The 12,002-nt window shown below is 47.7% G+C and carries 8 protein-coding genes; 6 read left to right on the top strand and 2 right to left on the bottom strand.

What is annotated here, in order from left to right; genetic code table 11:
- The first annotated feature begins 27 nt into the window (after positions 1–27).
- From BDI_RS07585 to BDI_RS07565, 5 genes are all read left to right on the top strand, one after another.
- Positions 28–1,671 carry a diphosphate--fructose-6-phosphate 1-phosphotransferase gene (locus tag BDI_RS07585; protein WP_005855923.1) on the top strand — a complete coding sequence of 548 codons (1,644 nt, stop codon included), beginning with the start codon at positions 28–30 and terminating at the stop codon, positions 1,669–1,671.
- A gap of 120 nt (positions 1,672–1,791) precedes the next feature.
- Positions 1,792–4,098, top strand: a complete 2,307-nt coding sequence (locus tag BDI_RS07580; RefSeq protein WP_011966487.1) for a beta-galactosidase — start codon at positions 1,792–1,794, stop codon at positions 4,096–4,098.
- 380 nt (positions 4,099–4,478) lie between these two features.
- A complete protein-coding gene (locus BDI_RS07575; RefSeq protein WP_008771785.1) occupies positions 4,479–7,769 on the top strand; it encodes a SusC/RagA family TonB-linked outer membrane protein in 3,291 nt (1,096 codons plus the stop codon).
- Positions 7,770–7,808: 39 nt separating this feature from the next.
- Positions 7,809–9,587 carry a RagB/SusD family nutrient uptake outer membrane protein gene (locus BDI_RS07570; RefSeq protein WP_009276362.1) on the top strand — a complete coding sequence of 593 codons (1,779 nt, stop codon included), beginning with the start codon at positions 7,809–7,811 and terminating at the stop codon, positions 9,585–9,587.
- Between the two features lie 6 nt (positions 9,588–9,593).
- Entirely contained in the window at positions 9,594–10,100 is a 507-nt protein-coding gene (locus BDI_RS07565; protein ID WP_008771787.1) for a hypothetical protein, read from the top strand.
- A gap of 454 nt (positions 10,101–10,554) precedes the next feature.
- Here the strand turns inward: BDI_RS07565 and BDI_RS07555 are convergent, their stop codons facing one another.
- Complete coding sequence (locus BDI_RS07555; protein ID WP_011966485.1) at positions 10,555–11,052, bottom strand: glucosaminidase domain-containing protein; 498 nt, start codon at positions 11,050–11,052, stop codon at positions 10,555–10,557.
- 34 nt (positions 11,053–11,086) lie between these two features.
- Entirely contained in the window at positions 11,087–11,545 is a 459-nt protein-coding gene (locus tag BDI_RS07550; protein WP_005855948.1) for a hypothetical protein, read from the bottom strand.
- A 141-nt stretch (positions 11,546–11,686) separates the two neighbouring features.
- On the opposite strand from BDI_RS07550, the gene BDI_RS07545 reads away from it, so the two are divergent.
- Entirely contained in the window at positions 11,687–11,908 is a 222-nt protein-coding gene (locus tag BDI_RS07545) for a DUF4248 domain-containing protein (RefSeq protein WP_005868065.1), read from the top strand.
- Positions 11,909–12,002 lie beyond the last annotated feature (94 nt).

Here is a 12,002-nt window from a genome sequence, read left to right as displayed (position 1 = left end):
ATAATTTCTAAATAAATCAATTAAGAAATGACAAAGAGTGCATTACAAATCGCAAGAGCAGCTTACCAACCGAAGGTACCCGCTGCGTTGAAAGGTGCAGTGAAAGCCGTTGACGGCGAGTATACTCAATCAGTAGCCGATCAGGAAGAAATCAAGAAATTGTTCCCGAACACTTACGGAATGCCGATCGTTACATTCGAGAAGAGTAACGAGGAGAAGGCTATGCCTGTCATGAACGTTGGTGTGATCCTTTCCGGTGGTCAGGCTCCCGGTGGTCACAACGTGATCGCTGGTTTGTTCGACGGTATCAAGGCTCACAACGCAGATTCTCGTCTGTATGGTTTCATCTTGGGCCCGGGCGGTTTGATCGATCATAAATATATGGAATTGACGGCTGATATTATCGACGAGTACCGTAACACGGGCGGTTTCGATATGATCGGTTCCGGACGTACGAAATTAGAGACGAAAGAGCAATTCGATAAAGGTCTTCAGATCTTGAAAGAGCTTGATATCAAGGCTTTGGTTATTATCGGCGGTGACGATTCTAACACGAACGCTTGCGTATTGGCCGAGTATTACAAGGCTATTGGCGCCGGCGTACAGGTAATCGGTTGCCCGAAGACGATCGACGGCGACTTGAAGAACGCCCAGATCGAGACCTCTTTCGGTTTCGACACGGCTTGTAAGGTTTACTCCGAGGTAATCGGTAACATCCAACGTGACTGTAACTCCGCCCAGAAATACTGGCACTTCATCAAATTGATGGGTCGCTCCGCTTCTCATATCGCTTTGGAGTGCGCTTTGCAGACTCAACCGAACGTTTGTATCATCTCCGAGGAGGTTGAGGAGAAGAATATGTCTTTGGACGATATCGTTACTTACGTGGCTGGTATCGTGGCTAAACGTGCCGCCGAGGGTAATAACTTCGGTACGGTATTGATCCCTGAGGGCTTGATCGAGTTCGTTCCGGCTATGAAACGCTTGATCGCCGAGTTGAACGACTTCTTGGCTAAGCACGACGCTGAGTTCAAGATGATCAAGAAGAGCGAGCAACGTGCTTATATCATCAGCAAGTTGACGAAGGAGAACTCTGATCTGTATGCTTCTCTTCCGGAGGGCGTAGCTCGTCAGTTGTCTTTGGACCGTGACCCGCACGGAAACGTACAGGTTTCTTTGATCGAGACTGAGAAGTTATTGTCTGAGATGGTTGGCAAGAAATTGGCTGAGTGGAAGGCCGAGGGCAAGTACGTAGGCAAGTTCGCCGCACAACACCACTTCTTCGGTTACGAGGGTCGTTGCGCCGCTCCGTCTAACTACGATGCGGACTACTGCTACTCTTTGGGTTACACGGCATCTTGCTTGATCGCCGCCGGTAAGACAGGTTATATGTCTTCCGTACGTAACACGACCGCTCCCGCTGATCAATGGATCGCCGGTGGTATCCCTGTTACTATGATGATGAACATGGAGAAACGTCATGGCGAGATGAAGCCGGTTATCCAGAAGGCTTTGGTTAAGCTTGACGGCGCTCCTTTCAAGGCGTTCGCCGCTAACCGTGACGAGTGGGCTTTGACTACTAGCTATGTATATCCGGGTCCGATCCAGTACTTCGGTCCGACGGAGGTTTGCGACCAGCCGACTAAGACTTTGCAGTTGGAGCAAGCTTAATACAGACTTATACATTATATAATATATAAGCTAGAGAGGATGTCATTTATTTGGCATCCTCTTTTTATTTACATACATTTGCCACGAGATCTTAAACCTAAAAATAAATCTTTATAACACATGGATTCCATGAAAAAGAAAATCGCCTATCTATTGCTCCTTTTGATGCTGATACCTGTCGGCTCGTTCGCCAAGGAGAAACGTACGTTCGAGATCAAGGACGGTCATTTTTATGTAAACGGGAAGGTAACCCCGATCCTCTCGGGTGAGATGCATTACCCTCGTATCCCTCATCAATATTGGCGGCATCGCCTTCGGATGATGCGAGCGATGGGCTTGAATACGGTCGCTACCTATGTCTTCTGGAACCTGCACGAGACGGAGCCGGGTAAATGGGATTTCGAGGGAGACAAGAATCTGGCCGAGTATATCCGGATAGCGGGAGAGGAGGGATTGATGGTGATCCTCCGTCCCGGCCCGTACGTATGCGCCGAGTGGGAGTTCGGTGGTTATCCGTGGTGGTTGCAGAATATACCGGGCATGGAGATCCGCCGGGATAACCCGGAGTTCTTGAAACGCACGAAGCTTTATATCGATAAGCTTTACGAGCAGGTCGGCGACTTGCAGGTGTCGAAAGGCGGCCCTATCATCATGGTGCAGGCCGAGAACGAGTTCGGCTCTTACGTGGCGCAACGTAAGGATATCCCCTTGGAGGAGCATCGCCGCTACAACGCCAAGATCAAGCGGCAATTGGCGGACGCCGGTTTCAACGTGCCTCTGTTCACCTCGGACGGAAGCTGGTTGTTCGAGGGCGGTTCCACCCCGGGAGCGTTGCCTACGGCGAACGGGGAGAGCAACGTGGAGAACTTGAAAAAGGTGGTGAACGAGTATCACGGGGGAGTAGGCCCGTATATGGTAGCCGAGTTTTATCCCGGTTGGCTGATGCACTGGGCGGAACCATTCCCCGATATAAGCGATTCCGGCATAGCGAGGCAGACGGAGACGTACCTCCAAAACGATGTCTCTTTCAATTTCTATATGGTTCATGGCGGTACGAATTTCGGTTTCACCAGTGGCGCCAATTACGACAAGAAGCATGATATCCAGCCGGACTTGACCAGCTACGACTACGACGCCCCGATCAGCGAGGCGGGTTGGGTGACCCCGAAGTTCGACTCGATCCGCAACGTGATCCGGAAATACGTCACTTATGACGTCCCCGAGGCCCCAGCCCCTATACCGCTGATCGAGATCCCGTCGATCTCCTTGACGAAGGTAGCCGATGTGTTGGCCTTGGCGAAAGAAGGGGAACCAGTAGCGTCTCCGACACCTCTCACGTTCGAGCAATTGAACCAAGGATACGGCTACGTCTTGTACTCTACCCATTTCAACCAACCCCTGAAAGGCCGTTTGGAGATACCGGGCTTGCGTGATTACGCTACGATCTACGTGGATGGCGAGCGTGTCGGCGAGTTAAACCGTTGCTTCAACCAATATGCGATGGAAATCGATATCCCGTTCAACGCTACCTTGGACATCTTGGTGGAGAACATGGGGCGTATCAATTATGGCGAGGAGATCGTACGCAATACGAAGGGGATCATCAGCTCGGTCAAGATTAACGGCAGCGAGATATCGGACTGGAAGATGTACAAGCTCCCGATGGACCGGATGCCGGCTTTGGTCTCCGGCGAACCTTATGTCTATAAGAATGGCTCGCCCGAGGTAGCGGCGTTGGGGAATAAGCCGGTTCTCTACGAGGGAACCTTCCACCTGTCCGATACCGGCGATACGTTCATCGACATGGAGGATTGGGGAAAGGGCATTATTTTCATCAATGGCGTCAATATCGGCCGCTATTGGTATGCCGGCCCTCAGCAAACGCTTTACATACCGGGCGTATGGCTGAACAAAGGAGAGAATAAGATCGTTATTTATGAGCAGCTGAATAATGACCGGAAGTCGAGCGTACGGACGGTCAAGACTCCTGTCTTGACAAAACTAAAGAAAATTGCAGCCATGGAGAAAAAGAATCGTTTGATGGAAAAAACAGTAAGCCCGTTTAGCGTGGATGAGACGATGCGGCGGATCGAGGAGATTATCAAGTCTCAAGGAGGTTCCGTGTTCGCCATGTTCGATCATGGGCGAAACGCTAGCGAGGTAGGGATGAAGCTGCCTCCGAATAAGGTGATCGTCTTCGGCTCACCGAAAGTCGGGACTTTATTGATGCAGCAAGATCCGTCTATCTCTTTGGAGCTGCCGCTACGTATCTCCGTTTGGGAAGATGCGGACGGCAAGGTTTGGGTCGGTTCCCCGAATCTGGAGACGATCGCCTCCGAATACGGGATGGAAAACAGCGGCGTCATCGAGAAGATGCAAGAGGCCGTAACGAATATCGTGAGTAAATCGATAGCTGGTAGCCGGTAAGGCTCATGGATCTAATGCGATAAGAGCTTAGGAGGATGTCGGTAAAACGGCGTCCTCTTTTCTTTTATATGGCCCAAGAGACTCATTTACCGTGCTGTAGATTGATAATAAGGTTTAAAAGTCTTCGGAAAAATTAGGAATAGATTGTATTTTTTATGCGGTTTTTAACATATTGTTGATTCTTGTGAAGGTGTCTTTTTGTTAACAAGAATAAGCCTTATTGGGTCTATAATAGCTATTTGTACGAACACATATCCGCAAGTTCAAGGGAATGTGAAAAAAATATGCATACTATTGTTGTTTATTGAGAATAATAATTTATATTTGTACCCGTATACGAAGAGTGGATATAATTATTAATGTTAACCTATTTTTGTGTTATGATGAACAAACAGTTGGCTTTTGTTAAAAGCGGGCTGGGTTTGGCACTTTGTTTCCTTATGGTCGGTGCGGGTGTAACCCCTCCAATCCATGCGTCTAACGCGAATGTGTCCATCTCCCAACAAGCTAAGAAAGTTACCGGTACGGTAACTGACGCAAAGGGTGAACCCCTTTTGGGTGTGAATGTTGTAGTAAAAGGTACTACAAACGGTACGATTACCGACCTTGACGGTAAGTATTCCTTGGAAGTTGAGCCCAACTCCATTTTAGTCGTTTCCTACATTGGTTATGTATCCCAACAAATTCCGGCTTCGGGAGAAGTGGTAAATGTGACATTGAAAGAAGATACGCAAAACCTTGATGAGGTCGTAGTAGTAGGTTACGGTACGCAGCAGAAGAAAGATATCACAGGCTCCGTGGCAGTAGTCGATACGAAGGACCTTTTGGCATCTTCCGGATCTTCCGCTACCCAGCAGTTGCAAGGTAAGGCGGCCGGTGTATATATCGGTCAGACCGGTTCTCCGGGTTCTCCTTCAATGGTTCGTATTCGTGGTATCAATACGGTTAATGATAACGGCCCATTATACGTAATTGACGGCGTGTCAACACGTAATCAGGATCTAAGTACTTTGAATCCGAACGATATTGAGAGTATGCAGGTATTGAAGGATGCCTCTTCTGCCGCTATCTATGGTGCGCAGGCTGCGAACGGTGTTATCTTGATCACGACGAAGAAAGGTACGAAGAGCGGGCAACCGAGATTAACGTACGACGGTTATATTGGTGTCCAGAAGACGGGTAAGAAATATGACGTGTTGAATTCTATGGATCGCTTGAACCTAGATTGGGAGGCGCAGAAGAATAATATTGCTATGCGTGATATCGGAGGTTATCCAAGTAATCCTCAATTTGGTACGGGGGATAGACCTTCTATCCCGAATTACTTGACACAATCAGGTGCTCAGGGTTCTACTACAATAGATCCGAGCGACTATGATTATCCTACTACAACTTACGCACCATTCTCAGATACGGACTGGTGGGATGAGTTAGATCGTGCCGCCATGATTCAAAATCACCAGATCGGCTTGTCCGGTGGTACGGAAAAGGGACAGTATAACTTAAGCGCAAACTATTTCAAACAAGACGGTACGGTAATTGATTCTTACTATCAGCGTTATCAAGTGCGTGCGAATACCTCTTTCAATGTACGTGACTGGTTACGTGTGGGTGAGAACTTAACGTATGCTTTCACGAAAGATAATGGCTTGAGTGCGAATGGAGCGGAATCTAATCCTTATTCGTGGACATATCGTGCTTCTCCTTGGGTTCCGGTATATGATATCGCAGGTAATTTCGCTGGATCAAAGTTCTCCGGTACGGGTAACTTCCAGAATCCGGTAGCCAATCAAGTCCGTAATAAGGACAACTATTATACTCGCAACCGTATCTTTGGTAACTTATGGGCTGAGGCGGATATTTTCAAGGACTTGACATTCCGTACGAACTTCGGTATCGACTATACGAACCGGTATTATTATCGCATGGAAAAGAAAAATCCGGAGTTCTCAGAGTCTATGGGACAGAATAACTTTGAGGAACAAAGTGAGTTTAATTATCGTTGGGTATGGACGAATACGTTGACCTATAACAAGACTTTTAATGATATCCATAAACTTACCGTTCTGTTAGGTACGGAGGCTATCCGTGACGGTCTGGGACGCAAGTTGACCGGTCGTCGTTACAATTATTTGTTTGAGGATAATACGAATAGTTGGGTGCTGAATATGGGTGAGAATAACAACCAGCGTTTGGCGAATTCCGAATATAAGGGTGAGTTTGCTTTGTTTGGCTTGTTCGGCCGTGTAGATTATTCTTTCAATGATAAATATTTGTTCACAGGTATCATCCGTCGGGATGGTGTATCTCGTTTCTCAAAATCTAATCGTTATGGTGTGTTCCCATCCGCTTCTTTAGGTTGGCGTATTTCCCAAGAGGATTTCATGGAAAGTACGAGAGATTGGTTGGACGATTTGAAGTTGCGTGTCGGTTATGGACAGACAGGAAACTCTGAGGTTCCTCGTATTACGAACTATGCTATGGAACTTGCAACTTACCCGAAACGTTCTGACTACGATTTGAACGGACAGAATAATTCTACTACAACAGGTTTCATCTTAGATAAATATGGAAACGAGGATACCAAGTGGGAGTCTACAGAGATGTGGAACGTCGGAGTGGACGCTACTTTCTTAAATGGTAAATTCAATATTGGTGCTGAGTGGTATTGGAAGAAGACAACGGATATGTTGATCGAGGCTCAATATTCAGCGTTTGCTAACCCGGAGATCAAGAAACCATATATCAATTTCGGTGATATCAAGAATACGGGTGTCGATTTGAACTTGAATTATAGAGATTCAAAAGGTGATTGGTCTTGGGACGTAAGTTTGAACCTTTCCCATTATAAGAATGAGGTACTGCGTATCTCGGAGTCGGATGATGCCTCTTTGTGGGGAGCGGGAACTCGCTTGGATGGAAACGTGACCCGTACGACGAAAGGACATGCTATCTCTGAGTTCTATGGTTACAAGGTGAATGGTTTCTATGAGAACGTTGACGAGGTTTTGGCCTTGCCGCCTCTAGGACAATCCGGATTGAACGCTGAGTCCGCCAAGGCTTGGGTCGGTAAATTTAAGTTTGATGATGTGGATAAGGATGGTAAGTTGACGGAAAGAGACCGTACGTTCATCGGTTCTCCCCATCCTGATTTGATCGCTGGCTTAAACGCTACGGTTACTTGGAAAAACTGGGACTTCACGATGTTCTGGTATTCAACTATCGGCAATGACCTGTTTAACAATACGAAATATTTTACGGACTTCTGGATGTTCAACGGTAACAAGTCTGAGCGTATGCGTGATCAATCTTGGACTCCCGGTGCTGATAATAGCAATGCCATTTTGCCGATCTTGGATTCGAACGATGGTTATTCTGGTAAATTCTCGAACTCTTATTACGTAGAGAATGCTTCGTTCTTGCGTTTGAAGAATGTGGTTTTGGGTTATACGCTTCCGAAGAGCGTGTTATCTAAGGTGGGTATCCAAAACTTACGTTTGTATGTACAAGCCGAGAATTTGCTGACTATTACCGGTTACTCTGGATTGGATCCGGAATATACGAATGCGGATATGGGCAAAGAAAGTGGGGGAGACCTACAGAGAGGTGTTGATATGGGTGGATGGCCTTCAACGATGCGTTTCTTGTTCGGTGTAAATTTCGCTTTCTAATGTTTAGGGATTTGATTAACTTTTAAAATGAATTTTATTATGAAACACAACAAATATATATTAGCGTTGGCTTTTGCCAGTATGCTGACTTTAGGGTCTTGTGGCGATGATTTCTTGGGAAAGGAGCCGCAAGGAGTTTTGACCCCGGAGGCTTTGGCGAATGCTCAAGGTGTGGAGTTGCTGGTTACTAGTGCTTATGCGGGTTTAGCCTCTCCTGTGGAAGGATACGATCCCTATCAAGCTTCTCCGTTTAACTGGGTATGGGGTGGTATTTATGGGGGTGATGCCAACAAGGGATCAGACCCTAACGACCAATCTACGGTGAATGAGATAGAATTGTATAATACATTGTCGACCAATGGCTATATCAAGCAAAAATGGGTTTGGGTGTATCAAATGAGCAAACGTGTTAACTTGGCTCTTCAGGTCTTGGAAAAAGCGGAGGATATGAAGGAGGAAATTCGCCAAATGCGTAAAGGCGAGTTGAAATTCTTACGAGCCTTGGCTTATTTCGAGGGAATGCGTGTGTTTGGTGTTTATCTCCCCTATATTGATGAGACTAATCAAGAGAATGACCCAAAGGTGCATAATGACAAAGATATCTATAGTTTGGTCGTTGCCGACGTGGATGATGCTATAGCGAATTTATCGGATGATCCTAAGGTTGTTGGTGAGGTTGGTCGGGCGAATAAATCCGCAGCGAAGGCTTTGAAGGCTAAGATCTTGATGTGGCATGGTGATTTGGCGGAAGCGCAACCTATCTTAGCGGATGTGTTGACAAATGGTGTTACGTCTAAGGGTATGGCTTATGGACTGGAAGATGATCTGGACAATAACTTCAATGCTTTGACAGAAAATGGTAAGGAATCCGTTTTTGCGGTACAATACTCAAATGCGGCAGAGAATATGGGGGGGGCTCCCTTCTGTTTAGCTTATCCGCATAATACAGGTCCCGGTGGATGTTGTGGTTTCTACCAGCCTTCTTTTGAGTTGGTGAATTCGTTCCAAGTAGATGCGAATGGCCTTCCTTACTTGAACGGTGAATATCGTACGAAGAAGAGTGTATCAGTTCGTAACTCCGATAGTTCCCAAGATGCTGTGCTAGCCGTTAACGATAATAACATTGCGGTCGATCCTCGATTGGATTTTGCTGTAGGTCGTTTTGGTATTCCTTATAAGGATTGGGGATTCCCAGAGAATGGTTGGGTACGAGATGCTACGAATGGCGGTATCTTCATGCCGAAAAAGCATGTATATAGCAAGGCTGAGGATGCGGCTGGTATGAAAGCGTTATATGGTGGTTGGGCACCGGGTTCTGCTATGAACTTGCAATATTTAAGTGTTCGTGACTTAACTTTATTATATGCTGAATGCTTGGCTAACGCTGGGAATCTGAAAGGTGCGATGGAGCAGGTTAACAAGATTCGTCGTCGTGCGGCTTTGGATGTTAATATTGTTAAGTTAGATGATGGGACTCCAGCCGCTAATTATAAGATTGCCGAATATCCTTCTTCACATGCCGCATTCTCAAACAAAGATGTTTGTATCAAGGCGATTCGCATGGAGCGTAAGTTAGAGTTGGCTATGGAAGGTGAGCGCTGGTTCGATTTGTCCCGTTGGGGTGGTGATGTGATGGCTAGTGAGTTGAAAGCCTATGTGGACTATGAGAAACAGTATATCTCTAAGTTTGCGGGTGCCTCTTACCTGCCGGCAAATAAGACAATGTTGCCCGTTCCTGACGATGAGATCTTGACTTTGGGTACAGATCCGGAAACAGGTACTCCGTACTTGGTACAGCCGGAAGCTTGGAGAAACTAAAGGTTTATGGCGATAAGGAAGGCAGGGGACTTCCTTATCGTTTTTATTTTGAATGGTGCTTACAGATTCTTGCTCTTAAAGAGTTTGTCTTCTTATATTTTAGAATTCTTTTTTATTGAAACTCAATTAAATTTTAAAATTATGAAGAAGTTATTATGCTGTTTTATTATTTTGTGCCTTTCTGTGTGTTCTTTTTCTACAATTCAAGCTGTAGAAGTGGAAAACGATAATGTAGATATAATGGCAGTTGCTGCTGCTATGTATATTAAGGGGGAAACTTCTTTGAAGTTTAGTGGTGGTTACGCAGGGTCGTCTTACCAACTGTTCAATGCTCCTAGTGGTGCTGAATTTAGATGGAGTATTGTAGGTTCTGGGAATTGTTATTGTTATCCGAATGGTGATTATTGTTCGATTAACGTATATTCTCCGGGTTCTTATCGACTAGTTTGTGATGTATATGTTAATGGAGTTAGGGTAGATGGAGTGACAACTTATATAACGGTTATGCCATAGAAGAGTTTGTCTTGAATAATTGATGGTTATATGTTCTTTTATAACCACAAAAGGAATAGATGGTTTAATAAAAGTTAAAGGGTATGCATCACGGCATACCCTTTTTGCTTGAAGAAAATAGTATTCTTCAAATTCCCATTTCCTCTAATAACCCCAGTATTTCAAGAGGCACCCTGCGCACCCCGCTATGAGGAGGGTGTAGCCGGAGATACCCAGCCAGTCCGCCCCGGGGGGCGGTGGGGAGGAGGGGTGCCGTCGTGGCGGAAGAGCGTCAGCGAGGCGCCGATCGCCGCTAGCGTCACCTCCGTCTCCCGCATGAGGAGGGAGAGGAGGGCTAGCAGGAGAAGGAGCAGCGCCGGTAGCGTCTGTCGTTTCGGGAACAGGGGGATGCTGCGGGAAGATGACCCGGAGGAGCGCCGTGAGGCAACGGAGGATGAGTTCAAGGTATTTCATTTTAGTTGACAGTTGATGATAGGGGCGGCATCTGCCCGCCCTTTTGATTAACGATTGATAGTTGCGAGCTGATTTTTCGGCAAAGCTGGACGATCAGCTTACGATAGGCTTCCCGGTTATCGCCGTTCACCTCGCTGATGTAGGGGCTGTAAGCGATCTCCTTGGCGAAGGCCGTAGGGTTGGCGCTCATGTCGGCCGCCCGGGGATAGGCCGAGCGAAGCAGGCGGCAGTAATCCATGAACGAGCACTTATCGTCCGGGTAGATCCGGAAACGTAGCGAGCGGGGCGACAGCTCCGTCCACCGGCCGGTCCACCATACGTTGGGCAGCCCGTAGGCCGTGATGCCGAAAAAGTTATGATACTCCCGGCAGAGCGTACTCTCGCCCCAACCCGTCTCGATGGCCGCCTGTGCCAAGATCACCACCGGATCGATCCGGAACGCCCGCCCGGCCTCCCTGGCCAGCGGAGCGTATTCACGTATAAAAACAGAAATCTCCATACCACTTAATTTTCAATTCTCAATTTTCAATTCCCTAAATCTCGTCCGGGCTCTCGGAATCGCCCCCGCCACCTCCCGGGGTCACCTCTCCGTTCGAGTACTCGGTGTACTCACGGAGCTTGGCCGTCAGCTTGAGCGAGGCGCTGGAGAGGTTGCCCGTGGCACGGGCACGGAGGCGTACGCCGATGATATTGCCTTGCGTGGAGAAATCCTCCGGCGTGACGGCCCCCTTCGAGCGGATGCCCACGCTGAAGATGCCGAGGTCGTCTATCTTCACGTTCTTGCCGTCCATCAGCAGCTCCTTGATACAATTCACCATGTCCTTCAGCATGCCGTGGATGGCGCCGGTGGAGAAGGGGGTGTTGTGGGTGGACATGTGCTCGGCCAAGGCGGCGATGTCTACCGTCTCCTCGCATACGGCACGGGCGTACCACTTGTTGAAGGTTGTCACGTTCTTCTCGTTCTTGTTTTGATACTTCTTGTAGCGGATCATAATGTGTTGTTTTTTAATGTTGATACAAAGATACGGCAGGGCATGGGGGCTTTGTCGCTTTGGGTGACTTAGGGTGATTTCGGGTGAATTATTTCTCCGGGAAATGATGGATATATGCCGGAGATTCACTATCTTTAGGATATGGAAACGACATTCAAGATACGAGCGTACGGGCGGATGGAGCTGGCCGAGGTCTACCTGCCCGACCTGCATCCCCGCTCGGCCCACCGCAAGCTGCAACATTGGATAACGATCTATCCCGGCCTGCCCGGTCGCCTCCTCTCGCTGGGTTATCACGAGGGCGAGCGGGTCTATTCGCCCGCCATGGTACGGGCCATCATCGAGTCGCTCGGCGAGCCGTGAGAGCCGGATGGTATCCGGGTGGAATAGGGGCGCTAAGTCAATGGAATCCGTCTTGCGTTCCATTGACTTAGCATCCGTATCTCATTGGTTTTCC

Origin of the sequence: Parabacteroides distasonis ATCC 8503 (genome assembly GCF_000012845.1) — a bacterium.
GTDB classification, from domain to species: Bacteria; Bacteroidota; Bacteroidia; order Bacteroidales; family Tannerellaceae; genus Parabacteroides; species Parabacteroides distasonis.
Note: the sequence above shows the minus strand (reverse complement) of the source record. Positions and strands in the feature narration are given on the sequence as shown.

Bases quoted from the DNA above. Each gene is read 5' to 3' on its own strand.
- BDI_RS07565 (WP_008771787.1), top strand. From the start codon at position 9,594: ATGGCGATAAGGAAGGCAGGGGACTTCCTTATCGTTTTTATTTTGAAT.
- BDI_RS07575 (WP_008771785.1), top strand. From the start codon at position 4,479: ATGATGAACAAACAGTTGGCTTTTGTTAAAAGCGGGCTGGGTTTGGCA.
- BDI_RS07555 (WP_011966485.1), bottom strand. From the start codon at position 11,052: ATGGAGATTTCTGTTTTTATACGTGAATACGCTCCGCTGGCCAGGGAG.
- BDI_RS07545 (WP_005868065.1), top strand. From the start codon at position 11,687: ATGGAAACGACATTCAAGATACGAGCGTACGGGCGGATGGAGCTGGCC.
- BDI_RS07570 (WP_009276362.1), top strand. From the start codon at position 7,809: ATGAAACACAACAAATATATATTAGCGTTGGCTTTTGCCAGTATGCTG.
- BDI_RS07585 (WP_005855923.1), top strand. From the start codon at position 28: ATGACAAAGAGTGCATTACAAATCGCAAGAGCAGCTTACCAACCGAAG.
- BDI_RS07580 (WP_011966487.1), top strand. From the start codon at position 1,792: ATGGATTCCATGAAAAAGAAAATCGCCTATCTATTGCTCCTTTTGATG.
- BDI_RS07550 (WP_005855948.1), bottom strand. From the start codon at position 11,545: ATGATCCGCTACAAGAAGTATCAAAACAAGAACGAGAAGAACGTGACA.